The organism is Streptomyces sp. NPDC059866, assembly GCF_042731325.1.
Classification (GTDB): Bacteria; Actinomycetota; Actinomycetes; order Streptomycetales; family Streptomycetaceae; genus Streptomyces; species Streptomyces flavusporus.
In genome coordinates this window covers 66021-91300 of sequence record NZ_JBHWJT010000024.1, presented here as the reverse complement: position 1 = coordinate 91300, position 25280 = coordinate 66021, and the positions used below count along the sequence as shown (strand labels likewise).

At 70.5% G+C, this 25280-nt stretch carries 21 protein-coding genes, 2 tRNA genes and 2 pseudogenes; 3 read left to right on the top strand and 22 right to left on the bottom strand.

Annotation, left to right across the window (positions count from 1 at the left end; genetic code table 11):
- Nucleotides 1-80: 80 nt before the first annotated feature.
- Nucleotides 81-178, top strand: a tRNA-OTHER gene (locus ACFV7R_RS32465).
- Here ACFV7R_RS32465 and ACFV7R_RS32460 read toward each other — a convergent pair.
- Nucleotides 150-569 (bottom strand): hypothetical protein, encoded by a 420-nt coding sequence (locus ACFV7R_RS32460; RefSeq protein ID WP_385269832.1) that lies wholly within the window; start codon nt 567-569, stop codon nt 150-152. The genes ACFV7R_RS32465 and ACFV7R_RS32460 overlap by 29 nt on opposite strands.
- A 328-nt stretch (nt 570-897) precedes the next feature.
- On the opposite strand from ACFV7R_RS32460, the gene ACFV7R_RS32455 reads away from it, so the two are divergent.
- Nucleotides 898-969, top strand: a tRNA-Cys gene (locus ACFV7R_RS32455).
- A 265-nt stretch (nt 970-1234) separates the two neighbouring features.
- On the opposite strand, the gene ACFV7R_RS32450 is transcribed toward ACFV7R_RS32455, so the two are convergent.
- From ACFV7R_RS32450 to ACFV7R_RS32390, 13 genes and pseudogenes are all read right to left on the bottom strand, one after another.
- On the bottom strand, nt 1235-1480 hold the full coding sequence (locus ACFV7R_RS32450; RefSeq protein ID WP_385269830.1) for a biotin/lipoyl-containing protein: 246 nt from the start codon (nt 1478-1480) through the stop codon (nt 1235-1237).
- 610 nt (nt 1481-2090) lie between these two features.
- Nucleotides 2091-2691 (bottom strand): annotated as a pseudogene (locus ACFV7R_RS32445) (tyrosine-type recombinase/integrase); the annotation flags it as partial.
- 94 nt (nt 2692-2785) lie between these two features.
- Nucleotides 2786-3015 (bottom strand): annotated as a pseudogene (locus ACFV7R_RS32440) (hypothetical protein).
- Between the two features lie 11 nt (nt 3016-3026).
- Entirely contained in the window at nt 3027-3503 is a 477-nt protein-coding gene (locus tag ACFV7R_RS32435; protein WP_385269829.1) for a GNAT family N-acetyltransferase, read from the bottom strand.
- A 42-nt stretch (nt 3504-3545) separates the two neighbouring features.
- Nucleotides 3546-4715 carry an SUKH-4 family immunity protein gene (locus tag ACFV7R_RS32430; protein ID WP_385269827.1) on the bottom strand — a complete coding sequence of 390 codons (1170 nt, stop codon included), beginning with the start codon at nt 4713-4715 and terminating at the stop codon, nt 3546-3548.
- Between the two features lie 164 nt (nt 4716-4879).
- On the bottom strand, nt 4880-5413 hold the full coding sequence (locus ACFV7R_RS32425; RefSeq protein ID WP_385269825.1) for an AAA family ATPase: 534 nt from the start codon (nt 5411-5413) through the stop codon (nt 4880-4882).
- Complete coding sequence (locus ACFV7R_RS32420) at nt 5413-5544, bottom strand: hypothetical protein (protein ID WP_385269823.1); 132 nt, start codon at nt 5542-5544, stop codon at nt 5413-5415. Before ACFV7R_RS32420 ends, ACFV7R_RS32425 begins: the two co-directional genes overlap by 1 nt.
- A 14-nt stretch (nt 5545-5558) precedes the next feature.
- Nucleotides 5559-7868 carry a xanthine dehydrogenase family protein molybdopterin-binding subunit gene (locus ACFV7R_RS32415; RefSeq protein ID WP_385269821.1) on the bottom strand — a complete coding sequence of 770 codons (2310 nt, stop codon included), beginning with the start codon at nt 7866-7868 and terminating at the stop codon, nt 5559-5561.
- Nucleotides 7865-9514: a 2Fe-2S iron-sulfur cluster-binding protein gene (locus tag ACFV7R_RS32410; protein ID WP_385269819.1), complete on the bottom strand. Its 1650-nt coding sequence runs from the start codon at nt 9512-9514 to the stop codon at nt 7865-7867. The genes ACFV7R_RS32415 and ACFV7R_RS32410 overlap by 4 nt, the downstream gene beginning before the upstream one ends.
- The gene (locus ACFV7R_RS32405; protein WP_385269817.1) at nt 9511-10404 is read right to left on the bottom strand and encodes an FAD binding domain-containing protein; all 894 of its coding nucleotides are present in this window, start codon (nt 10402-10404) and stop codon (nt 9511-9513) included. The genes ACFV7R_RS32410 and ACFV7R_RS32405 overlap by 4 nt, the downstream gene beginning before the upstream one ends.
- 224 nt (nt 10405-10628) lie before the next feature.
- Nucleotides 10629-12311 carry a beta-N-acetylhexosaminidase gene (locus tag ACFV7R_RS32400; protein WP_385269815.1) on the bottom strand — a complete coding sequence of 561 codons (1683 nt, stop codon included), beginning with the start codon at nt 12309-12311 and terminating at the stop codon, nt 10629-10631.
- A 239-nt stretch (nt 12312-12550) separates the two neighbouring features.
- Nucleotides 12551-12838 (bottom strand): DUF3039 domain-containing protein, encoded by a 288-nt coding sequence (locus ACFV7R_RS32395; protein ID WP_030054422.1) that lies wholly within the window; start codon nt 12836-12838, stop codon nt 12551-12553.
- Between the two features lie 29 nt (nt 12839-12867).
- Complete coding sequence (locus tag ACFV7R_RS32390) at nt 12868-13440, bottom strand: YqgE/AlgH family protein (RefSeq protein WP_129799762.1); 573 nt, start codon at nt 13438-13440, stop codon at nt 12868-12870.
- Between the two features lie 251 nt (nt 13441-13691).
- On the opposite strand from ACFV7R_RS32390, the gene murA reads away from it, so the two are divergent.
- Complete coding sequence (gene murA, locus ACFV7R_RS32385; protein ID WP_385269812.1) at nt 13692-15032, top strand: UDP-N-acetylglucosamine 1-carboxyvinyltransferase; 1341 nt, start codon at nt 13692-13694, stop codon at nt 15030-15032.
- Nucleotides 15033-15203: 171 nt separating this feature from the next.
- Here murA and ACFV7R_RS32380 read toward each other — a convergent pair whose 3' ends face one another.
- From ACFV7R_RS32380 to ACFV7R_RS32345, 8 genes are all read right to left on the bottom strand, one after another.
- A complete protein-coding gene (locus tag ACFV7R_RS32380) occupies nt 15204-15485 on the bottom strand; it encodes an HU family DNA-binding protein (protein WP_129799764.1) in 282 nt (93 codons plus the stop codon).
- A gap of 354 nt (nt 15486-15839) precedes the next feature.
- Nucleotides 15840-17264, bottom strand: a complete 1425-nt coding sequence (locus ACFV7R_RS32375) for an NAD-dependent malic enzyme (RefSeq protein WP_385269810.1) — start codon at nt 17262-17264, stop codon at nt 15840-15842.
- 370 nt (nt 17265-17634) lie between these two features.
- On the bottom strand, nt 17635-19932 hold the full coding sequence (locus tag ACFV7R_RS32370) for a HelD family protein (RefSeq protein ID WP_385269808.1): 2298 nt from the start codon (nt 19930-19932) through the stop codon (nt 17635-17637).
- A gap of 116 nt (nt 19933-20048) precedes the next feature.
- Nucleotides 20049-20831, bottom strand: coding sequence for an anti-sigma factor family protein (locus ACFV7R_RS32365; protein WP_385269806.1), 783 nt, complete (start codon nt 20829-20831; stop codon nt 20049-20051).
- 50 nt (nt 20832-20881) lie between these two features.
- Entirely contained in the window at nt 20882-21403 is a 522-nt protein-coding gene (locus ACFV7R_RS32360) for a sigma-70 family RNA polymerase sigma factor (protein WP_010039908.1), read from the bottom strand.
- A 328-nt stretch (nt 21404-21731) separates the two neighbouring features.
- Complete coding sequence (locus tag ACFV7R_RS32355; RefSeq protein WP_385269804.1) at nt 21732-22328, bottom strand: CGNR zinc finger domain-containing protein; 597 nt, start codon at nt 22326-22328, stop codon at nt 21732-21734.
- Between the two features lie 154 nt (nt 22329-22482).
- Nucleotides 22483-23679, bottom strand: a complete 1197-nt coding sequence (locus tag ACFV7R_RS32350; RefSeq protein ID WP_385269802.1) for a uroporphyrinogen-III synthase — start codon at nt 23677-23679, stop codon at nt 22483-22485.
- A gap of 99 nt (nt 23680-23778) precedes the next feature.
- Nucleotides 23779-25164, bottom strand: a complete 1386-nt coding sequence (locus ACFV7R_RS32345; protein ID WP_385269800.1) for a nitrate/nitrite transporter — start codon at nt 25162-25164, stop codon at nt 23779-23781.
- Between the last annotated feature and the right edge of the window lie 116 nt (nt 25165-25280).

Here is a 25280-nt window from a genome sequence, read left to right as displayed (position 1 = left end):
GAACGCCGTAGGGCAGTCCCATTGCAGCGCCCCGGCTTTCCTTGAGGCCCTCGTCGGCCCGCCCTACCTTCGAATCACACGGCCGTGTGCCCGAGTGGTTGAGGGGCTCGCCTGCGCTGCATCCATCAGCGAGCTCCGCTCGCGGGGAGTCACGCGGGTGCGATTCCCGCCACGGCTTCGTCAAGCACACGCTTCCCCTCTGCGATCAGCCGCGCCACCTTGAGCGGCGTGCACAACTCGGCGGCCGACGGCATCGGCACCGCCCAATACGAGACGAACGTCTGCGGGTCGAACTCCACGATGTCCACCCTCGGCACACCCAGGTAAGTGCCGCGACCCAAGCAGTCCACGCCCAGCGGCCGCCATTCCTCGGCCGCGTCACGCCACGTCGTGGACATGCCGCCGGGGACCAGCGCGTAGTACCGGGGCCCGCGCGGATCGCAGATGACAGGCCCGCCGTCGAGGACCTCAACTACTGGGCGTACTGGATCGGTGAAACCGCCCACCTGGAACTCTCCGACGATATGGATCGACAACAGCCGCGGCCGCCTCGTCACGAAGACCGCCATCGAACTCGCCGACCAACTACTGAGCATGGACCCGCTGGACTGGCTGCGCACTGTCCTGGGTGAACGGCCCAGCTGAGTCGGGATACGACGAGAAGCCCCTCCACTGCGCGGCCCGCATTGGGCTGGCAGGGGCTTCGGGATTCGCTGCTCACGCCAACGGGCAGGCCGCCTGCTCGATATCCGAGGTAGCCAGCACCGATGACGGACCTTTCATGAACGGCGTGTGGCAGTCCCATTGCAGCATCCGAGATTCCCTTGAAGCCCTTCCGCACCCCGCCATACGGTCGTTTCAACGAGTTCGGAACGGAACACCACACTCCACCGACATGGCCGTGTGCCCGAGTGGTTGAGGGGCTCGCCTGCAAAGCGAGTTACGCGGGTTCGAATCCTGCCACGGCCTCTGGCGCCTTGAACAGGCAAAATGAAGGGGCGGCACCCTGTAAGGGGTACCGCCCCGTTACTCATCCGTCTCAGTTCCCGTCTCAGTTGCTGCTTGGCACCCGTACCTCGTCGATGGCGTCCCGTCGTGTGGTGCAGCCGATGCAAGGTTCGGGAATGCTCGGGTGTCCACCGGAGGCGTGCACCCGTTTTGGGTGACTGCTCCCTGAACAAGGGGCAGACCACCGCGCAAGACTTCCTCATGACGGGCACTTCAAATGGACGGATCATTCCCCTGCCTGACTGGAATTGTCTGGAGGGCCAATGACGGCCAGCGTGTCACCGACCTTGGCGGTCTCGTTCTCATCGACAACAATTTCACGCACGACACCGGAGACCGGTGCTTCAATGACCACTTCTACCTTGTCCGTGTAGACCGTGCCCAGTGATTGGCCAGCCCCGACGGTATCGCCGACTTCAACCTCCCACGGACCGACGGTGGCTTCGGTGACCGTTTCTCCGAGCGAGGGCATGACGACGTTCGTACTCTGCTGCTGTTCCGGGGTCGGCGAGGGCGTGCTGGGTTCCGGGGTCTGGGCTGGTGTATTCGCTAGTGCCGACGTCTGCACCTCAGCACCAGGAGAAACAACGCCAGGGGAAAGGGCAAGCGTTGCGACCAGACAGGATCCACCGATGACACGGGGAACTCGCCTACGTGCAGTCCTGAACATGATCACCCCTTGCGAGGAGAGTGCTGTGCATTTCGACGCGGGCAAAAATCCGCTCCCTTGCGAGACAAGGGCCCCTCACTACCTGGCAGTCTGCGGACCGCAATGCCGCAATGAGTTCGCATATCCGCTCACCTTGCTGCCTTCAACGGCGCGGCCCAAGCGACGCACCAATGGCCCCTATCCGCTACTCGGCCGGATTCGATGCGCACATCCCTTTTCGGCAAGAAATCACGGAACCCCGTCCTGGCGCCTCAAAATAAGGGTAGGTTGATCCATTAGTGATCGCACGTTGGATACCCGTGCAGGACTTGGGGCAGCCAAGAGCGCAGCGGGCAACCAGGTCGTGATCAATCTGACGGCCGAGAGCAGGCGGCTCCCGGGAGAGGCACCGCCTACTCTTCGTCCATGCGTCTCAGTTGAGGGGGACGAGCACACCGGCCGCACCGTCGTCATCGCCCGGCCGGTCCGTCTCGGTCTTCCAGATCAGACCGTCAACTTGCCTCGCGATGTCGGCCCGCACGGCATCGACCATGTGCTGATACCGGGCGGCCATGGCGGTGGTCGACCATCCCATGAGACCCATGACGGCCCGCTCGGGAACACCGAGGATCAGTAGAACGGTCGCGGCTGTGTGGCGCGCGTCGTGCAGACGCCCGTCCCGGACCTTCGCCTCTGCCAGAAGAGCCTTCCACTCGGTCCAGTCCCTGCGGTGGGACGGGCTGCGGCCGTACTCGTCGGGGAACACTAGGCCGTTTTCCACCCAGCGCTTTCCGGCCGCCTCCCGCTCCGCCTCCTGCGCCTTGAGGTGGGCGCGCAGCAGGTCAACGAGTTGTTCCGGGAGGCCGACCGCGCGGCGGCCGGCGCGCGACTTGGTGGTGGAAATCTCCGGGTTGGTGCGTCGCCTCTGCGGGCAGTACCCGGCGGCCTTGCGTCCGCAAGGGTTCCACGCACCCGTGGGCGTACTGCGGACGGTGGCGACTGCGGCGGACAACGAGGAACCCACCATGGCGATCACCACGTACGTACGGGATTGAACGTCGACGAACGCGTCCGGATCATGTTCTGACCTGCGCGGACAAACCTGCGGTCTCCAAGAAAGGTCCTGCCTCAGCCCCACCCCAGATACGGCATTGCTCGGCGCTCCAGGAAATGTTGGAGCCGCAGGCGCTGGGTATGGTGCATCGGCAGGGCGTCAAGGTCGGACGGGGCGACGAAGCGGACGTCGGTCGACTCGTCCGAGATGGTCAGGGTGCATCCGTGACGACGGCCGATGCCGCCACCACGAGGCTGTTGGGCTCGGGGGCGTCCGGGTCGTCGTAGTACTCGGTCCGTGCCAAGGGTCTCCCTCCTACGACGTGCTCCGGGCAACGTGGTTGTGGAGCAGGCGCGGTGAGGACTCGAAGCCGTGGCGGGCGTACGCCGGGATCGCTCGGGGTGAGGAGTGGACCGTCACTCGTTCCAGGCCCAGTTCCCTCGCCGCGGTCAGGGTCGCGTCGATCAAGCGGCCGCCCAGGCCGGCGTCCCGCGCCTCGGGTACGACGTAGACGCACTGGAGGTCGCCGGATGCGCGGTGCAGTGCGTACGGGGTCGGTACGCGGCGGAGTACCGCCAGCCAGGCCATGCCGATGATCTCGGTGTCTCGGAGCAGGACCATGCAGCGGTGCGAGGACGTGTTCTCGTTCGCCCAGGTGACAAAGTGCCGTACGAAGTCCGCCCGTTCCGCGAGCGCCGGTGCGTCGCCGTTCTCGGTGATCCACCGCCAGCGGAGTTCTGCGACTGCGGCCAACTCACCGGGCTCGGCCGGGCGGATGGTGATGTTCTCCATCTGTGCATTGTGCGTCGGCACGATCACGTCCCGCCCGTCGGTTCAGAGCACTCCGCCCGCCTCGTCCTGGAACACCTCCGTCCAGTAGTGCCGGCCCTCCCGCCTGGTCGTGATGCCTGTCGGGTCGACCGTCGACAGGACCTGGAGCATCGTCATCGCCAGCTGGTCGTACGCGTCGGTCGTCAACTCGTGGCCCGACTCCTCGTCGATCGCCTTCTCGCGGTGGAGCAGCCAGAGGGTGAAGGCGAGGGTGGAGACGTCCGTGTTCAGGGGGTACAGCGTCGCCTCGGGATCGCTCCAGTTCAGGATCGCGCCCGTCACGCCGTCGATCAACAGGCTGTTGTCCTCGACGAGGTGGCCCAGGCGTATCAAGTGGTCGGCCCGGGGCGGGAGTTCTCTCGCCTGGTCCTCGTCGTCGGCGTAGTGCTCGGCCAGCGTCTGTAGCGGTACGTCCGTGTCCAGGGAGAACAAGAAGGCGTCCTCCGGCAGGCCCACCTCGCGCAGGAAGCGGCGGGTCGGCTCGTGCGTGAGGGTCGGGGGGAAGTCGACCTCCTCGAAGCGGACCACCTTGCCCTGGCCGAACTCCTGGTCCAGCAGGCGGGTCGGCAGGTCCAGGGCCAGGCCCGACTCACCGGCCCGGCCCACCGCCAGGGACAGCGGGCGGATCAGGGCCGCCATCTTCCAGAACGGCGGCACCTCGCCGTCCGTCCCCTCTTCGAAGATCGCCAGCAGGTGCCGTGACGCCTCAGCCGCTGCCTTCGGGCCGTAGCGCCCCACGTACGAGGCGAACTGGCCACGCAGGCCCGCCAGTTCATCCGTCGCCGCCGCGAACCGCACCAGCGTCGCCAGCGACGGTGCGAGGGGGCGGCGGTCCATCAGGTCGGGGCGGTCGTGGAGGAAGTACGTCGTCGAGATCTCGCCCGTCGCCCCGTCCAGCAGGACAGACTCCGTCTCCATGTCGCCGGGACTCAGCAGCCCGCCTATCACCAGCTGATCCCGCAGCTCCGCCGCCAGCCGACCGTCCGGATCGCCCGTCGAGTCCGCCACCGTCCGCAGGCCGTCCTCGGACAGCGCCGCGAAGGTCAACACACCGCTGTCACTCGGCAGTCCGGGCCCCGTCAGCCATCGCCGCGTCGCCACGTGCGTGACATACGGGTCCAGCTCGGCCTTGGCCAGGGTGATCGCCGTACCACCGGCGTACGTCGTGCCCATGTGCTCCCCCGCATGTGCTTGCTCACCGTCCCCGGGCAGGACACGGCCGACCGGCCGGCACGCCGAACCCGGCAGCCGTTCCCACTGCCCAGAACACTACGCGCCACCACTGACAACGCCCCTGACCAGCACCACCACTGGCAATGCTCCGCCCCAGAAGACGCTCAGCCCACCCTCGCCCGTTCCCTTCCCGCCAGAATCGCCTTCACGGTCTCCCCCACCGTCAGCTCCGAGGAGTCCACCCACAGCCCGATGTGCGGCGTCTCCGCCCGCAGCACCCCGTCCAGCTCCTCGACCGTCCAGGACCCGGCCCTGTAACCCGTCTTCGCCCGCCCCGCCTCCCGCGCCGCCACGGCTTCGAGGCTCGGCGCCAGGACGACCACGTACAACGGGCGCGTGCGCACCAGCCGTACGTACGCCGCCGAGTCCGCGCCCAGCACCACGTCCTGCACGACCGCCGTGAACCCGGCCTCCGCGTACGCGTCCGCCGTCGCCGCCGACAGCCGGTATCGCAACCGGAGTTGGGCCTCGCCCTCGCCGTCGACGCCGGGCTCGTACTCCTCGCGCCCTGAGACGATCATCCGCCGGAACACGTCCCCACGGACATGCGCCGCCCTCGGCAGCTGCTCCGCCAGCGCCTGCGCGACCGTCGACTTCCCGGCGGCCGTCACGCCGGTGATGAGCACGCCCCCGCGCATCACGTGAGGTACACGCCGCCCAGCACGACCACGATCGCCGCCAGCAGGAACAACAGGACCCAGACCACCAACTTGCCCACGCCGGGCGCCGGTTCGTGGCGCGGTCCCTCCGGAGCGGGCGCCGGGCCCACGCCCCGCTCCCCGGTCACTGCCCCGTCACCACCGCCGCCTGCGGCCGGATCGGCAGTCGGTTCACCGGGCGGCCCGTCGCGGCGCGCACGGCCGACGCGATCGCCGCCGGGGACGCCACGACCGGTACCGCACTGGCCGCCTTCGCGCCGAAGGGGGCGACCACGTCGCGTTCCTCGACCAGCTTGACGATCTGGATGTCGGGCGCGTCCAGGGCGGTCGGCAGGGCGTACCCGGTGAGGTCGGGATGCCGTATCACTCCGCGTGGGGTGCGCAGGTTCTCCGTGAGGGCGATGCCCACGCCCTGGGTGACGCCCGCCTCGATACGGGCCGCGAGCTGCGCCGGGTTCAGTACCCGGCCGACGTCCTGGGCGACCGCCAGCTCGACCACCCGTACGGAACCGAGCTCGATGTCGACGTCGACCACGGCGCGGATCGCGCAGAAGGCGAGCCCGACGAAGGCGTCGCCCTGGCCGGTCGCGTCGAGCGGTTCGGTGGGGTGCGGGCGGCACTGCGCGGTCGCCCACAGTTCCTTGCCGTCCATCGCCTCGGTGACGGTGGTCGACAGGACTCCGTCGTACGACGTGATCTTGCCGTCGGTGATCTGGAGCAGTTCGGTGGACATGCCGAACTTGTGCGCCAGGGGTTGCAGCAACTGCGTGCGGACCATCTTGGCCGCGCGTTCCACCGCACCGCCCGACACCCATGTGTGGCGGCCGCGGCAGCCCGCGCCGGCCGGGGGCTGGTCGGTGTCCACGGGGGCCACGTGCACCTCGTCGATGCCCAGCGTCTCCTGGACGATCTGACGCGCGAGCGTACTGAAGCCCTGGCCGGTCTCGACGGCCGCACAGAGCACCGTCGCCACACCGTCCTGGACCTTCACCGTCGCCGTGGAGACCTCGTCGGCGCCCTCCGCGCCGAGCATGTGCACCATGCCCAGGCCGTATCCGACGCCGCGGCGCACCGCGCCGGGTTCGCCCGCGCCCTCGGGGCCGCCGGGCAGCAGCCATTCGTCCTCGGGCGTGTCCTTGGGCAGGGCGGGCAGGGGGAAGTCCCGTACGGCCTGGAGGAGTTCCGCGACGGGAGCCGGGCACGTCACCGTCTGGCCCGTCGGGAGTACGTCGCCCGTCGCCATGACGTTGCGCAGGCGCAGCTCCGCCGGGTCGACGCCCAGCTTCTTCGCCAGCTTGTCCATCTGCGCCTCGTAGGCGGCGGCCACCTGCATCGCGCCCTCGCCGCGCACATGGCCGGAGGGCGGGTTGTTGGTGCGCACGGCCCAGCCCTCGATGAAGGCGTTCGGAACGACGTACGGGCCGCAGGCGAAGGAGACGGCGGCCGCGAGGGCGTCCGAGGAGGTGTCGGCGTAGGCGCCCGCGTCCAGCAGGATCTGCGCCTCGACCTTCACCAGCTTGCCCTCGGCGTCCGCGTGGTGGCGGTACCTGAGCAGGGTCGGATGCCGGTGCGCGTGGCCCAGGAAGGACTCCTCGCGCGTGGCGGTCAGTTTCACCGGGCAGCCGGTCTTGAGCGCCAGCAGGCCGAGCGGGAGTTGGAAGCCCTGGTCCTCGCGGTCGGCGGTGGCGCCGGGCACGCCGGTGACGACGACCTTCACGCGCTCCGGTTCCAGGCCGTAGCAGGCGGCGGCGGTGTCGCGGTCGGTGTGCGGGTCCGTGGACGCCAGGTACAGCTCCACTCCGCCGTCGGGGCGCGGCACGGCGAGGCCCGCCTCGGCGCCGATGGGCGCCGGGTCCTGGCGGCCGATGCGGTACAGGCCCTCGACGACGACCTCGCCGGCCGCCTCCGGGTCGCCGTGGCGCAGCGGGATGTGCCGGATCAGGTTGCCGTCGGGGTGCAGCGGCTCGGCCTCGAAGGCCTGCTCGGGGTCGGTCACCGGGTCGAGTACCTCGTACTCGACGATGACGGCCGCAGCGGCCATCCGCGCGGTGTCGGGGTGGTCGGCGGCGACGGCGGCGATGGGTTCACCGTGGTGGCGTACGACCTCGGAGGCGAACACGGGGCGGTCGGACCTGCCGCGGCCGTGCAGCGGCGCGCCGGGCACGTCCTCGTGCGTGACGACGGCCCGTACGCCGGGCATCTCACGCGCGTGGGAGGTGTCGATGGACACAATGCGCGCGTGCGGGTGCGGTGAGCGCAACACGGCCGCCCACAGCAGTCCTTCGGCCCACAGGTCGGCCGCGTACGGGAAGGTGCCCTCGGTCTTCGCGCGGGCGTCCGCGGCGGGCAGGGAGGCGCCGAGGCCGTGCGGGATCGACTCGGCAGCGGGGACGGCCTCCGCGGTGGTGGTCGCGGTGGCGGCTTCGTTGCTCACGCCTGGCCTCCGTCCTGTCCCTGTCCGTACGGCTGGTCGTGCGGGCCGGGTGTCCCGGGGGACTCGAACGCCGACGGGTTGACGCCGCCGGCCCCGGGCCCCGCCTGGTGGGGGATACGTGCCTCGTCCGCGTCGTGTTCGGACGCGTCGGCCGCGGAGTGCGCCTCGCGTTCGGCGACGACGTCCTTGACGGCGTCCAGGACGGCCCGGTAGCCGGAGCAGCGGCACAGGTTGCCGCACAGCGCCTGGCGGGTCTCCAGCTCGGTCGGCGCCGGGTTGCCCTCCAGAAGGTCGTGCACGGTCATCGCCATGCCCGGCACGCAGAAACCGCACTGCACCGCACCGCACCTGGCGAGCGCCCGCTGCACGTCCGAGGGCTGCCCGTCGGCGGCCAGGCCCTCCACGGTGCGCACCTCGCTGCCGGCCGCGGTGACCGCGGGCACCAGGCAGGAGGCGACGAGCCGCCCGTCGACCTGGACGTTGCAGGCCCCGCACTCGCCCTGCGAGCAGCCGTCCTTGGCGCCCGCGAGGCCGAGCCGCTCCCGCAGGACGTAGAGCAGCGACTCGCCGATCCACGCCTCGGTGACGGGGCGGTCCGTGCCGTTGACGCGCAGCACGTACGAGGCGAGCGGGTGCTCCTCGTGTGCGGACGGGGCGGCCGGTGCGCCGGCATCCTCCGGGGCGTCGTCCGTGGTCTCGCCGTCGGCGTCCGTCACGGACTGCTCGGCGTCCTCCGGCCCGGCGCCCGAATCGGAGGCCGGTGCGGGCGGCGCGGAGGGCTCAGCAGGGCTCTCAGCGGCCTCGGCGGGCCCTTGGGTACCCCGGGTGTCCTCGACCGTCCCGCCGGCCACCGGGGCGGGCGGCGGAGCCTCCGTGTACGGCTGGGCGGGACCGGCTGCCTGAGCGGCGGACGCGGATGGCGCGGCCTGCCCCGGACGGGAGTGCCCGGAGTGCCCCGGATCGGGCTGCGGCGCGGCGGCGCCGGACTCTTCCGGCTCATGACGCCGGTCCCCGGACGCCCCCGGCTCACCGTGCTCATGCCCGGACGGCCCCCGCCCCGCGCCCGGCGACGGCTCCCGGCTCCACGGCTGCCCCACCGACTCGGTCGCCCAGGGCGCGGATGCACCGCCGGGAAGCGTGGCCGGTGGTGTGCCGCCCCACTGCTCCACGAGGGACGAGGTGGTGAACTCACCCGATTCGTCCGGAAGATCACCATTCGCAACGGGAATCGACCACTGCCCGGTCACGTCGTGGCCGGGTGCCGCGGGTGCCTCCGCGGCGTTGGCGTCCTCGAAGGTCCACTGGCCCGTGGCCGGGGGGTCGTACGTGAACCGGTCCTGCCCGGAGGCGTCCTGCGGCACCGCGTTCGGGTCGGGCCACTGCACGCCTTCGGAGGGCATCGCCCAGGTGCCGGTGGCGGCGGGGTCGGTGCCGGCGGTGGTCGCGGGCGTGACCGTTATCGGCGGCGGTACGTAACCGTGGCCGGGGGCGGCGAGCGGGCTGTCGGCGGAGGCCAGCAGTGCGTCGATGCCACCCTCGGGGAGTTTCACGAAGGCAGTGGCGCCGTCGTCGTAGTCGCCCTGGGGCAGCGGGTCCCAGCGGCCGCCGCCCTGGGGCGTGCCCCCTTCGTGCTGGTCGTCGGTCACGACAGCGCCCTCCCCAGTGCTCGTCGGGCCAGCGCGGCGACGGTGCGCCGCAGGTGCAGTACGGCGGGCGGAAGCTGCTGTACGGAGCCGTCCTCGGCCGGGACCGGGTCGGGGATGCAGGCCGCGGCGACGTACTCGCCGAAGGCGTTCAGCGCCTCGGGGACGATCGCGCGGTTGTTGTCCCAGTCGATGAGTTGCGCGACCCACTGCTCGGCCTCCAGGGGCCTGAGCGGCAGCGGCGCTATGGCGCCGACGGCGCACCTGACTCCGCGGCGGGCGGGGTCGAGGACGAGCGCGACGGACGCGACGGCCCGCCCGGGGCCGGTGCGGCCGGTCGCCTTCAGGAAGACCTGCGGCGCGTGCAGCAGCGGCACGCGCACGTAGCCGATGAGTTCGCCGGCGCGCAGCATCTCCATGCCGGCCAGCAGGTGCGACACCGGGACTTCCCGGCGGGCTCCGCCCGGACCCGCGACGATCAGCGTCGCCTCCAGGGCGGCCAGCACCGGCAGCGCGTCGCCGGTGGGGGCGGCCGTGGCGATGTTGCCGCCCAGGGTGCCGGCGTTGCGGATGTGCGGCGGACCGGCGGCCCGCGCGGCGGCGGCGAGCGCCGGGATGAGCGCGGCGAAGTCGGGGCGGCCCATACGCGCGTGGGTGAGGCCCGCGCCGAGCAGGGCGTGCCCGTCCTGGTACTGCCAGCCGCGGATTTCGCTGATCTTGCCGAGGCCGACCAGTCCGGCGGGCCTGAGCTGCCCCGAGTTGACGGCGGTCATCAGATCGGTGCCGCCGGCCACGGGCACGGCGGCGGGCATGGCGGTGAGCGCCGCCACTGCCTCGTCCAGCGTGGCGGGCAGCGTGACGGCCTGCGCCGCCTGCGGTGCGTGCGTGGTCAAACCGGCTGCCCCTTCCCGCTGCCCCACCTGGTCCCGCCCGTGCTGCCGTACGGTACGTGCTGACAGGGCGGACGTGGCAACTCTGGCACATCTTCGCAGGACCCGAACGCGCGGGTCCGCTAGGAGGCGTTCGCCCACCTCACCGGGGAAATAGTCCGATTTGGACGTTCGTCACCCGTGCGTTGGAATTGCCACTCTTCGGTGACGCTTGGGCGCTTTTTCCATCACTTGTTCGGGGGCGGACCGTCGATCGGCCGGCCGAGCACGCCGGGACGCCGCTGCCAGGGCCACGGCCCGGCGGGCGGCCGGTACGCCACTCCCAGGGCGTCGAGCCGCCGGTAGTGGACGGCCATCCGCCGCCCGAAGTCCTCGAAGTCCCGTTCCGCCGGGGCGGGCAGGACGCTCCAGGCGACCTCGGCGAAGGCCGCGAGCCTCGGGAAGACCTGGTAGTCCACGCGCGCCTGGTCCTCCATCACCTCGGTCCACACGTTGGCCTGCGTGCCCAGGACATGGCGCGTCTGCTCCCCGCTGAGCTGCGGCGGGACCGGCTCGAACTGGTAGACGTCCGCCAGGGTGCGCACATAGCCGATCGGTACGGGTTCGTCCGCGCCGGCGGACTGGCGGTGGTCCAGGTACACCTGCTGCTCAGGGCACATGACGACGTCATGACCGGCCCGCGCGGCGGCGACTCCGCCCGCGTAGCCGCGCCAGGACGACACGGCCGCCCCGTCCGCGAGGCTGATTCTTGTCGCCTCGCCTCCGGGCGCTCCAAGCCCCTCGGCTCGGCTCCCACCCTCCAGGATCTCGTCCCAGCCGATGAGCCTGCGCCCGCGCGCGGAGAGCCACTTGGCGAAGTGGCCGACGAACCAGGACTGCAGCTCGTCCTCGTCGGCGAGCCCGAGTTCCCTGATCCGCGCCTGTGCGGCCGGCGACTGCTTCCACTGGTCCTTCGGGCATTCGTCGCCGCCGACATGAACGAACTCCGACGGGAACAGCTCCAGGACTTCCTCGAACACCCCCTCGTAGAAGCGCAGGGTGTTGTCAGTGGGGGCGAGTACGTTCGGATTGATCCCCCAGGTGTCCCAGACGGTGAGGGCGGTGGTGTCGATGACGTCGGTGTTGCCGAGTTCCGGATACGCGGCGATGGCGGCCTGCGAGTGTCCCGGTACGTCGATTTCCGGGACGACGGTGATATGCCGCTCGGCGGCGTAGGCGACGATCTCCCGGATGTCGTCCTGGGTGTAGTGGCCGCCGTGCGGTTTCTCCTCCCACAACGGCGAGGCCCGGTGGCCGAATTTCGTGCGCGCCCGCCAGGAGCCGACCTCGGTGAGCTTCGGGTACTTCCTGATCTCGATCCGCCAGCCCTGATCGTCCGTCAGGTGAAAGTGGAAGACGTTGAGTTTGTGCGCCGCCATCAGGTCCAGGTAGCGCAGCACGCCCTCCTTGGGCATGAAGTGCCGGGCGACATCGAGCATGAGGCCGCGCCAGCGGAACCGGGGGGCGTCCTCGATGATCTGGTGCGGGATTCCGAGGGTGGTTCCGGGGCGTACGGGGGCGCGTCGGAAGGCGTCGGGGCCGAGGAGTTGGCGCAGTGTCTGCGCACCCCAGAAGACGCCGGCCGCGCTGCCGCCCCGGATCTCGGCGCCCCGGTCGGCGCCGACGGAGAGCCGGTACGCCTCCGGCTCCAGTGCGTCGTCCAGGTACAGCCGTACGGAGCCGGGGCGGTCCTCCGGTCCGGGCGGAAACGGCAGGCCGAGGGCCGCACCCACGGTGGAGCGCAGCCAGCGCTCCGTGGTGCCCGTGCCCGGGGCGGCCCACAGGGCCGTTTCCCGGTCGAACAGCACCTCGCAGCGCATGGGCCCCTCGACGGCGCGCGGCGCCGGAATCAGATCCGTCAATGCAGTCACGTCGTCAGTCCTTTGCGTCGACTGCGAAGTGTCGCTGATGATGAGGGACTTGGCGACCAGGACTGTTGAAGAATTGCCGGCCCAATTCCTGCTCCCCGAAGAAACGCCGGAAGGAGTCCGAGGAGGGGCCCGACACGAAGGCCCCCGGGGCGCACCGAAACACACCCCGGGGGGCCTCCCGGAAAACCAGGCGGGCAGAGCTGCCCGGCTACGGACCTACGGCCTACCGGCCTGACGGCCTACTTCTTGTCGCCGCCCTTGCCCTTGTCGTCCCCGCCGGCGCCCATGGACTCGTAGATTTCCTTGCACATGGGACACACCGGGTACTTCTTCGGGTCGCGGCCGGGCACCCAGACCTTGCCGCACAGCGCCACGACGGGCGTACCGTCGAGGGCGCTCGCCATGATCTTGTCCTTCTGGACGTAGTGGGCGAAGCGCTCGTGGTCACCGTCGCCGTGGGAAGTCTGCGGCGTGGGCTCTACGAGTGTCCCCGTACCAGTCCCGCGCTCGGGCTCGAGAGTGCTCATACGGCCAAGGGTACTGAAGCTCACACGCATCAGTTGAGCGAAGGGTCGTCCGGATAGGTGGCCACCATCGCCAGCTCGTTGCGCTGTCGGCGCAGCACCTCGCGCCAGAGCCGTTCGGGGGCCGGGTAGTAGACGTCGCCCGGCTCGGACTCGACCACGTACCAGGCGCCCTCGACCAGCTCGTCCTCCAGCTGGCCGGGGCCCCAGCCCGCGTATCCGGCGAAGATCCTGAGCGAGCCGAGGGCCGAGGCGAGCAGCTCCGGCGGGGCCTCCAGGTCGACCAGGCCGATCGCACCGTGCACCCGCCGAAAGCCGAGCGGGACGGCCTCCCCGGACGCGCCGCCCGGGATGACCGCCACACCGAGAGCGGAGTCCAGGGAGACCGGCCCGCCCTGGAAGACCACGCCGGGTTCGCCGGCCAGCTCCGCCCAGCCCTCCAGGATGTCGCCCACCCCCACCGGCGTCGGACGGTTGAGAACGACACCCAGCGAGCCCTCCTCGTCGTGGTCGAGAAGGAGCACCACCGCGCGGTCGAAGTTCGGGTCCGCCAGGGCGGGCGTTGCCACGAGCAGCCGTCCTGTGAGCGAGGACACCTCGGTCATGGCAGACATGATCCCGCATCTTCGCTCGGTGTGGGGAGCCAATGGGAGGTCGGGAGTGAATGCAGCTCAGGGCGGCAGGAAGCACCCCCGGCGCACGCCGCCGCCAGTGACCCCATGTGCCCGATTGGGAACGGTTCGTGTTGTGACAGAGCTATGACAGAGCTGGGCGCTGCTTGGGCTTACAGGAGGGGGGTCGGCGGCCATTAGTCTGTCCCTCCGGCCCCTGCCCAACTCATCGGAACGCGAGATTCATGACCGTCAACGACGATGTCCTGCTTGTCCACGGCGGAACCCCGCTGGAGGGCGAGATCCGTGTCCGTGGTGCGAAGAACCTCGTACCGAAGGCCATGGTCGCCGCCCTGCTGGGCAGTGCGCCGAGCCGACTGCGCAACGTCCCGGACATCCGTGACGTCCGTGTGGTCCGCGGTCTGCTCCAGCTGCACGGCGTGTCGGTGCGTCCGGGCGACGAGCCGGGCGAGCTGCTCCTCGACCCGACCCGGGTGGAGAGCGCGAACGTCGCTGACATCGATGCCCACGCGGGTTCCTCGCGTATTCCGATCCTCTTCTGCGGCCCCCTGCTGCACCGTCTCGGCCACGCGTTCATCCCGGGCCTCGGCGGCTGCGACATCGGCGGCCGGCCCATCGACTTCCACTTCGACGTGCTGCGGCAGTTCGGCGCGCGGATCGAGAAGCGGGCGGACGGGCAGTACCTGGAGGCCCCGCAACGGCTGCGCGGTACGAAGATCCAGCTGCCGTACCCGTCCGTCGGCGCGACCGAGCAGGTGCTGCTGACGGCCGTCCTCGCGGAGGGCGTGACGGAACTCGCGAACGCGGCGGTCGAGCCGGAGATCGAGGACCTCATCTGCGTACTGCAGAAGATGGGCGCCATCATCGCGATGGACACCGACCGCACGATCCGCATCACCGGTGTGGACCAGCTCGGTGGCTACACCCACCGCGCCCTCCCGGACCGCCTGGAGGCCGCCTCCTGGGCGTCCGCGGCGCTCGCCACCGAGGGCAACATCTATGTCCGTGGCGCTCAGCAGCGGTCGATGATGACGTTTCTCAACACCTACCGGAAGGTGGGCGGCGCCTTCGAGATCGACGACGAGGGCATCCGCTTCTGGCACCCCGGCGGACAGTTGAAGTCCATCGCCCTCGAAACGGACGTCCACCCCGGCTTCCAGACCGACTGGCAGCAGCCGCTGGTCGTCGCCCTCACGCAGGCGACGGGGCTGTCGATCATTCACGAGACGGTCTACGAGTCCCGTCTCGGCTTCACGTCCGCGCTCAACCAGATGGGCGCCCACATCCAGCTCTACCGCGAGTGCCTGGGCGGCTCGAACTGCCGATTCGGCCAGCGCAACTTCCTGCACTCGGCGGTCGTGAGCGGCCCCACCCGCCTCCAGGGCGCCGACCTGGTCATCCCCGACCTCCGCGGCGGCTTCTCGTACCTCATCGCCGCGCTGGCCGCCCAGGGCACGTCCCGGGTCCACGGCATCGACCTCATCAACCGGGGCTACGAGAACTTCATGGAGAAGCTGGTGAAGCTGGGCGCGAAGGTCGAGCTGCCGGGCAAGGCGCTCGGCTAGGCACCAGCCTCGCCGCTCCGGCCCGGGGCAGCGCCGGTCCCGGCCGGGGGCCCGGGGTTGTCCCCCCGGATGAGCACAGCTACGACGATGGGGCGGCCTCCCGGATGCCGGGTGGCCGCCCCATTGGCGTTACTCAGGCGCCGCACACCGTCCCGTGGTGTACGGGCAGGATTACTGGCCCTTGGCGGCTTCCTTGAGCTTGGAGCCCGCGGAGACCTTCACGCTGTAACCGGCCGGGATCTGGATCGGGTCGCCGGTCTGCGGGTTGCGCGCGGTGCGAGCGGCACGGTGGGTGCGCTCGAAGGTCAGGAAGCCGGGGATGGTGACCTTCTCGTCGCCCTTGGAGACGATCTCGCCGACCACGTCGGCGAACGCGGCCAGCACGGCGTCGGCGTCCTTGCGGGTCACCTCGGCGCGGTCGGCCAGCGCGGCCACCAGCTCACTGCGGTTCATTTTGTTACTCCCGTGTTCTTCTTGCCGTTGAGGCGTGCCACGCGGCGGAGCCGCATATCGGGCACAGCGAAGCCGATGCTGCCAGGGTCCTCGGACAGTCCCCGGACCCGGGTCCGTCGTCCGACGCTCGCGCCCAGGGACGCATCCTGCCCCCACCTGCGGCGGGAATGCCAATCCGGCACCCGCAGGAGTCGTGAGAACACCCGTGGGGGTCACACGAAAAGCGCCACTGACCGGCCGCCACCCTAGATGGCAGCCGACGCCAGGTGGTTCCACGACGCGCCGTTGACCAGCGCAGCCGTGGCAATCCTCACAGCCACAGCACAGCGCGGGTGGACGCCGACGCCGCATGGGTCACAACGCCGTCGCCGACGCTCCGGCAGCCTTCGCCGCTTCCCGTACCGCGCCCGCGACCGCGCCAGCGACCTTGTCGTTGAACACGCTCGGGACGATGTAGTTCGGGTTCAGCTCGTCCTCGGTCACCACGTCCGCCAGCGCCTTCGCGGCGGCGAGCATCATCTCCGTGTTAACAGTACGGGACTGTGCGTCCAGCAGGCCACGGAAGACGCCCGGGAAGACCAGGACGTTGTTGATCTGGTTGGGGAAGTCGGAGCGGCCGGTGGCCACAACTGCCGCGGTCTGACGAGCGATTGCCGGGTCGACCTCGGGGTCCGGATTCGCGAGCGCGAACACGATCGCGTTGTCGGCCATCCCGGCCACGTCGTCACCGTCGAGCACGTTGGGAGCCGAGACGCCGATGAAGACGTCGGCGCCGCGCACGGCGTCCTTGAGGGTGCCGGTGATGCCGTCGGGGTTGGTGTTGTCGGCGATCCAGCGCAGCGCCGAGTCGGGGGCGGCATCGACCAGGTCCTCGCGGCCGGAGTGCACGACACCGTGGATGTCGGCGACAACGGCGTGCTTCACGCCCGCAGCGAGCAGCAGCTTCAGGATCGCCGTACCGGCCGCGCCCGCGCCGGACATGACGACCCGCACGTCCCCAACTGCCTTGCCCACCACGCGAAGTGCGTTGGTGAGGGCGGCGAGGACGACGATCGCGGTGCCGTGCTGGTCGTCGTGGAAGACGGGGATGTCGAGGGCCTCGCGCAGCCGCGCCTCGATCTCGAAGCAGCGGGGGGCGGAGATGTCCTCGAGGTTGATGCCGGCGAACCCCGGGGCGATCGCCTTCACGATCTCGACGATGGCGTCGGTGTCCTGGGTGTCCAGGCAGATGGGCCAGGCGTCGATGCCGGCGAACCGCTTGAAGAGGGCCGCCTTGCCCTCCATGACGGGCAGCGCGGCCTTCGGGCCGATGTTGCCGAGGCCCAGCACGGCGGAGCCGTCCGTCACGACCGCAACGGAGTTGCGCTTGATGGTGAGGCGGCGGGCGTCCTCGGGGTTCTCGGCGATCGCCATGCAGACGCGGGCCACACCCGGCGTGTAGACCATGGACAGGTCGTCACGGTTGCGGATGGGGTGCTTCGACGCCATCTCGATCTTGCCGCCGAGGTGCATGAGGAACGTACGGTCCGAGACCTTGCCGAGCGTGATGCCCTCGATGCCGCGGAGCTTCTCCACGATCTCGTCGGCGTGGCCGGTCGAGGTCGCCGCGATGGTGACGTCGATACGGAGCTTCTCGTGGCCGGACGCGGTGACGTCGAGGCCGGTCACCGAGCCTCCGGAGGACTCCACGACGGTGGTGAGCTGCGAGACGGCGGTTCCGCTCGCGGGCACCTCCAGCCGGATGGTCATCGAGTAGGAGACGCTGGGCGCCGTTGCCATGGCCGACTTCCTCTGCTTTCACCGAATGCTGCGTTGTGCCGTCCGATCGTCGCACCTACCCCTGAGTACGCGGTAGCCGCCCGGGATTGCGCTCATTTAGTTCACACCCAGGGATGTGATTTCGGAAAACTTCTTCCACCATACGAGAAACGATCAGGCAACGAAAGAGGCCCACGTCACATCGTGACGTGGGCCTCTCACAAGTCAGTGACACCGACCCGCCATGCTCGCCTCGCGGCAAGTGGTCGCTCGAAGCGACGAAGGTTGGGCCCGGGGGCTTGGATCGGGCCGGTGTCACGTCAAGGCTAACAAACGGATCCCGCACGGCCATTCCCGTCCCGGGAGTCCATCCGGGTCGGCCTCTTCCGCGTCAGTCTCTGAGCAGGTCAGGCACCCCGGCCGCGTCCGGCTCGTCGCGCGCGTCGGAGACGACCGTCAGCTGCTGGGTGGCCCGGGTCAGGGCGACGTACAGCACCCGCAGCCCGGCGGGCGACTCGTCGGCGATCTCCGCGGGCGAGACGACCACCGTCGCGTCGTACTCCAGGCCCTTCGCCTCCAGGCTGCCGAGCGCCACCACCCGGTCACCGAGCCCGGCGAGCCAGCGCCGGGCCTCCTCACGCCGGTTCATGGCCACCACCACACCGACCGTGCCGTCCACCCGGTCGAGGAGCCGGGCCGCCTCCTCGCGCACGGTGTGCCCCAGGGACTCCCGTACGACCGTGAAGCGCGGCTCGACGCCGGTGGAACGCACCGCCGACGGCGACTCGGAGCCGGGCATGGCGAGGGCCAGCACCTTGGACGCCAGTTCGGCGATCTCGGCCGGGTTGCGGTAGTTCACGGTGAGGCGGAAGCGGCGGCGGGGGCGGGTGCCGAGCGCCTCGTCGCGGGCCTCGGCCGCCTCGTCCGGGTCGGACCAGGAGGACTGGGCCGGGTCGCCGACCACCGTCCAGGTGGCGTGCCGGCCACGCCGGCCGATCATGCGCCACTGCATGGGCGTGAGGTCCTGGGCCTCGTCGACGATGACGTGCGCGTACTCGGTGCGCTCCTGCGCCAGCCGCTCGGCCCGCTCGCGCTGCGACTCCTCGCGCACCGGCATCAGCTCCTCCAGGCCGGTGAGCTGGTCGAGCGGGTCGAGCTCGCGCTTCTTCCGGGGGCGGGCGGGGACACCGAGGGTGGCCTGCAGCTCGTCGAGCATGGCGATGTCGTGCACGGAGTGGCCGTCCCGCCTGAGCGAGCGGGCCACCTTGCGCACCTCGCCCGGGTTCAGGATCCGGCGGGCCCAGCGGCCCAGCCGCTTCTCGTCGGCCATGGCCCGCAGCACATGCTGCGGGGTCAGCTCCGGCCACCAGGCGTCGAGGAAGCCCACAAAGGCGTCCTCGGATGTCACGTCCTCGTCGAACGAGGAGCGCAGCTCGGCGGCGAGCTCGGGGTCGGAGTGGCGGGTCGCGCCGCCCGACTGCTCCCACAGCGCGTCGAGGAGCAGCCTGCGCGCCCGTGGACGCAGCAGGTTCACCGGAGCCGTGCCGCCCAGTGCGGTGCGCCGGATCCGCTCCAGCTCGGCGGCCTCCAGTTCGAGCCGCCGGCCGAAGGCGACGACTCGGAGGCGCTGCGGTGAATCGTTCAGCTCCAGCGCTCCGCGGGCGGCCTTCCGCAGCACCTTGAGCATGCGGTACGAGCCCTTGGCGCGGGCCACGGACGGGGAGTCGTACAGCGCGGCCTCGGCGCCGTCGACGAGCGAACCGATCGCGCGGATGGCGACCTGGCCCTCCTCGCCGAGGGAGGGCAGCACGCCCTCGGTGTACGCGACCAGCAGCGGGGTCGGCGAGACGATCAGGATGCCGCCCGCATAGCGGCGCCGGTCCTGGTAGAGGAGGTATGCCGCGCGGTGCAGGGCGACGGCGGTCTTGCCCGTGCCGGGGCCGCCCTCGACGTACGTCACGGAGGCGGCGGGGGCGCGGATGACCAGGTCCTGCTCGGCCTGGATGGAGGCGACGATGTCCCGCATGGTGTGGCTGCGGGCCTGGCCGAGGGCGGCCATCAGGGCACCGTCGCCGATGACGGGCAGTTCGTCGCCGTCGAGGAACGCCTTCAGCTCGGGGCGCATCAGGTCGTCCTCGACGCCGAGGACGCGGCGGCCCTTGGAGCGGATGACCCGGCGGCGGACCACCCGGCCGGGGTCGACCGGCGTGGAGCGGTAGAAGGGGGCCGCGGCGGGGGCCCGCCAGTCGATGACCAGCGGCGCGTAGTCCTGGTCGAGGACGCCGATGCGGCCGATGTGCAGGGTCTCGGCGATGTCGGCCGTGCCGTCGTCGCGGACCGCGCCCTCGGCGGGCTCGACCGCGGTGTACGCGCCGTCCGGGCCCTTCTTGCCGTCCTTGCCGGGCAGCAGGTCGATGCGGCCGAAGAGGAAGTCCTCGAACTCGTTGTTCAGCCGGTTCAGGTGGACGCCCGCCCGGAAGACCTGTGCGTCGCGCTCGGCGAGCGCACCGGGCGTGCCGACCTGGCCGCGTCGGGCCGCGTCCTGCATGAGGAACTCCGCCTCGTGGATCTTCTCCTCCAGGCGGCGGTACACCCTGTCCAGGTGTTCCTGTTCCACGCCGATCTCCCGGTCGCGTACGGAGTCATGGACCGAGCCGAGCGCGGTTTCCTGTTGAGCCTGAGCGGCCACCGGGCCCCCTTCTGACGTGCTGGGCAGCCGTCCACCGTACGCGAAGAGGACCCGGAAAGGCTACGTATGGGCCCCGGGTCCGTTGTCCACAACGCCCCCGGGGCCTGTCGTACGACTTACACGTCGACCTCGGCCAGCAGCTCACCGTCGAAGGTCATGATCTCGAAGTGGTCGATCTCGTTGGGGGTGAAGGCGGCGCCGCCCTGGACGTAGAGCGGGTTCTTGGCCTGCTCGGTCTTGGCGTCCGGGAGGCCGTAGCCCCAGTTCGGGACGGACCAGTTGCTGAGCGTCTCGCGCTCGCCGTTCTTGCCGACGGCGATCAGGGAGCACTTCTCGGGGCCCTTGACACCCTTGAGTTCCAGAACGGCGTCGGTGCCGTGCGGCTTCTCCTCCATGGCCACGGTCGCGCTGACCTTGGTCTTCGGGTCGGTCGCGGTGACCCGGTCGGGCATACCGTCGAACGCGGCCTTGGCGGGGCTGGACGCCTGGAGCGGGACGTTGCCGCCCCCCGAGTCGTCGCCCCCGGTCGCCGCGACGGAGACCAGCGGGCCGCCGACGATCAGCGCGGCGGCCGCGGCCACCATGTACATACCGCGACGGCGCTTCTGGGCACGGCGCTCGGCGACCTCGTCGACCAGCTTCTCCGCGAGCCGCGGGCTGGGCCTGGCGGACAGCGACTCGCCGATCGAGGGCGTGCCGGCACCGGGCAGATCGGCGAGAGCGGCCAGCATCGGTTCCATCCCGGCGAGCTCGTCGAGCTGCTGGGCGCACCACTCACAGGTGGCGAGGTGGGCCTCGAAAGCGGTTGCTTCGGCGTCGTCGAGAATCCCGAGGGCGTAGGCACCGACGGTCTCGTGTTCGTTCGGGCCCACTGATCCGCCGCCCTGTGTTCCCTGCATGGGGCCAGACATACCCGGACCCCCTGCTCCGTATCCCCCGTATGGGTTCATCACGCCGTCACCCCCCGCTCCTCCAGTGCCAGCTTCATCGAACGCAGGGCGTAGAACACCCGTGAACGCACGGTTCCACTGGGTATGCCCAGCGTCTCTGCCGCCTCATTGACGGTACGCCCCTTGAAGTACGTCTCGACGAGCACCTCCCGGTGGGCCGGGGTCAGGTCGTCGAGTGCGTCCGACAGCGTCATCAGCCACAGCGCCTTGTCGATCTCGTCCTCCGCGGGGATGACCTCCAGCGGCGACGGGTCGACCTCCTGCGGCCGGGCCTGCCGGCTGCGGTGGCCGTCGATGACGATGCGCCGGGCGACCGTCACCAGCCAGGGGCGTACCGATCCGGTCGCTCGGTTGAGCTGACCGGCGTTCTTCCAGGCACGGATGAGCGTCTCCTGCACGACGTCCTCGGCTCGCTGCCGGTCTCCGGCGACCAGGCGCAGCACGTACGCGAGCAGCGGTCCGGCGTGCTCTCGATACAGCGCACGCATCAGCTCCTCGTCAGGTTCCGAGGGCTGGGACATGCGATGTCGGGCCCTCGATCCACGTTCATTGGCCACGGCCGCATCCTTGCGCACGCCCACCTCCGGTGTCCGGGGGTTCCCCCAGTCGGTCGCTCAACACCGGGTACGGACGCGAGCTGTTGTGTGTTCAAAGTGAGGTGACAGTTTTCTTCGGAGTGACGTGACGAGGGGGACATGGGTACACAATCCCCCCGCTTCACCTTTACGTTTTCGCCACACTGGCAAGATCGTCACGGCGATGGGGCGTTCGGAGTCCGAAACGCGATGTTGTCGAAATCACTTCGACGACACACCAACAGACATGCCGCAGAAGGCACATAAAGGGCCGTCAGCCGCGAGTGAGAGCGGCCGTGCGACGCCGGTGCCGGGCGACCCGCTCCCGGTTCCCGCACACCTCACTGGAACACCAGCGCCGGCGCCGGCCCCGGGACGTGTCGAGGTAGACGATCGGACAGTCGTCGCCCGCACACTGCCGCAGGCTCGCCCGGGCGACGGGATCGGTGAGCAGCTCCACGGCGTCCCGGGCGATCGCACCGAGCAGTGCGGCGCACTCAGGGGGCCCGGCCAACTCCCGTACGAGCGTGCCGTCCTCGGCGCGCAGGGCGCGCGGCGCCGGTGGTGCGGTGCGGGCGATGTCGTTGACGCGGGCGAGCGCGAGATCGTACGGCCGGGTCGTGGGCGCCGGCGTGCCGTGCACCAACTGGCCGACGTGGACGCGCAGTTCACGGACGCCGACCAGCCAGGAGGCGTCGGCGTGCGCCAGCGGGGTACCGGGCGGGACGAGCCCCGACCCGGTGATCCAGGCGCGCAGCACCTCGACGGAGCCGAGCCGTTCCACCGGGTGGGTGGTCGCCAGCAGGTCCAGACAGATCCGCCCGGCGTCGAACCGCAGCTCGTACGGGGCCGGGGCCGTACCCAGTGCCATGCGCGCGTCACCGCCTAGCCGGGGGAGGCTGAGGAACCGTTCCCTCTCACAGTGCCTGCCCACCGCGGCGACCGGAACCCCGCGTACCGAGCGCTCCTGGACACCCGCTTGTGCGAGCGCGCGTTCAAGCCCGCGCGCTACTCCTGTCCGGCCGTCACACGTCCGCGTACTTCGCATCGGCAGCCGGATCCAGGGCGAGCCGGTAGCCGCGCTTGACGACCGTCTGGATCAGCTTCGGCGCCCCCAGCGCCGTACGCAGCCGGGCCATCGCCGTCTCCACGGCGTGCTCGTCCCGGCCGGCGCCGGGCAGCGCGCGCAGTAGCTCGGAACGCGCGACCACCCAGCCGGGCCGCCGGGACAGCGCGCGCAGCAGTGACATCCCGGCGGGCGGTACGGGCTTGAGGTCGCCGTCCACCAGCACCGCATGCCCGCGGATCTCCACCCGGTGCCCGGCGATCGGCAGCGACCGCGCCCGCGCGGGCAGCTCCTGGCACAGCAGCTGTACGAGGGGACCCAGCCGGAAACGCTCGGGCTGCACCGTGTCGACGCCGCGGGCCTGCAACGGCAGCGCGGTGACCGGCCCGACGCAGGCCGGCAGCACGTCGTGGTGGAGCGCGGCGAGCAGTTCGGGCAGCAGCCCGCGCTCCTCGGCCCGGGACAGCAGGGACGCGGCGGCCGGCGCGCTGGTGAAGGTGAGCGCGTCCACCCCGCGCGAGACGGTGGCGTCCAGCAGCCGGTCGACCGGCGAGAGATCCTCCGGCGGCATCCACCGGTAGACGGGAACGCCGACGACCTCGGCCCCGCCCGCCCTGAGCGACTCCACGAACCCGGGCAGCGGCTCCCCGTGCAGTTGTACGGCGATCCGCCGCCCGTCGACGCCCTCCTCCAGCAGCCGGTCGAGCACCTCGGCCATGGATTCGGAGGACGGCGACCACTCCTCGGTCAGCCCCGCGGCCCGGATCGCCCCCTTCACCTTCGGCCCGCGCGCGAGCAGCTCCACCCCGCGCAGCCGGTCCAGGAGCGCCTCCCCGAGCCCCCACCCGTCGGCGGCCTCGACCCAGCCCCGGAAACCGATCGCGGTGGTGGCCACGACCACATCCGGTACGCGGTCGATGAGCTCCTTGGTGGCGGCGAGCAGCTCGCTGTCGTCGGCGAGCTGCACGATGCGCAGGGCGGGAGCATGCAGGACGGCGGCGCCGCGCCGCTGCAGCAACGCCCCGAGTTCGTCGGCCCGGCGCGCGGCCGTCACGCCCACGGTGAACCCGGCGAGGGGCCCGTGTTCCGCCCGCTGTCCCACCATGTCCGCCGCCTGCCTCGCCGGCTGATCCGGTCGCTGTTGTTGCTCGTACATAACTCTCGTCCCGCACTCGAGTCGTTGCACCTACATGCCGATCGAGCCTGTCAACGGTGCGTGACAGGCTCGGTTCGGCTCGATGTCGCCCGTGTTACGTCACACCTCGGCGTAGCTGAGCTGCGGCTTTGCCTCTGAGGCCGGTGTGGCGTTGGTCTCCGAGGCGGCCGGGCGGCGAAGGTATACGGCCCAGGTGACCACGAAGCACAGGCCGTAGAAGGCCAGGAAGGCGACGAAGGCGCCGGTGCCGGAGCCCACGCTCAGGAACGACTGGCGGAAGGCCAGGTTGATCCCGAGCCCGCCGAGCGCACCCACCGCGCCGATGAGGCCCATGGAGGCGCCGGACAGCCGGCGGCCGTAGGCGGCGGCCTCCTCACCGGTGAGTTCCTTGGCGAGGGCCTTGTTGTGGAAGATGCCGGGGATCATCTTGAACGTCGAGCCGTTGCCGAGACCGGACAGGACGAACAGGGCGATGAACGCGGTGGTGAACAGCGGCAGCGACTTCTGCATCGAGGCCACGATGATGACCGCGGTGGCGGCGGCCATGGCGACGTAGTTCCACAGCGTGATCTTCGCGCCGCCGAACCGGTCGGCGAGCGCGCCTCCCAGCGGGCGGATCAGGGAACCGAGCAGCGGGCCGATGAAGGTGACGTAGGCGGCCTGCAGCGGCGTACGGCCGAACTGGGTCTGGAGGACCAGTCCGAAGGCGAAGCTGTACCCGATGAACGAACCGAACGTGCCGATGTAGAGGAAGGACATGATCCAGGTGTGGGCCTCCTTCACGGCGTCCTTGGCTGCGCCGGTGTCGTTCCTTACGGACGAGATGCTGTCCATCTTGAGCCACGCGAGGACGGCGGCGATCACGATGAACGGGATGTAGATCCCGAGCAGCACGCGCGGGCCGCCACTGGCGCCGATGACCGCGAGACCGACGAGCTGCACCACGGGCACGCCGATGTTGCCGCCGCCGGCGTTCAGACCGAGCGCCCACCCCTTCTTACGGAGGGGGAAGAAGGCGTTGATGTTGGTCATGCTGGAGGCGAAGTTCCCGCCGCCGACACCGGCCAGCATCGCGCACAGCAGGAACGTGGTGAACGACGTCCCCGGCTCCATCACGGCGAACGCGGCGACCGTCGGCAGGAGCAGCAGGCTCGCCGAGATGACCGTCCACATCCGGCCACCGAAGATGGCGACGGCGAAGGTGTACGGCACCCGGACGATGGCGCCGACCAGCGTGGCCATCGAGACGATCGTGAACTTGTCGGCGGGGGTGAGCCCGTACTCCGGCCCCATGAAGAGCACCATCACGGACCACAGGGTCCAGATCGAGAACCCGATGTGCTCGGAGAGAACGGAGAAGAACAGGTTCCGCCGGGCGACCTTCTCACCCGTCTCGTTCCAGAAGGTCTCGTCCTCCGGATCCCAGTGCTGGATCCAGCGGCCGCCCCTGCTCGGGGGTGCGGGGGCTGTACTCGGGGCTGTCATGACGCCTCCACGGTGCTCCGGGACTCGGGTACTGCTCTGAGCGGTTGAGTCCCGAAGGTAGGGAGGGCGCGTTTCCGGTCTGTGGCTGTGGGTGACCGGAAAGGAACTTTGCTCTC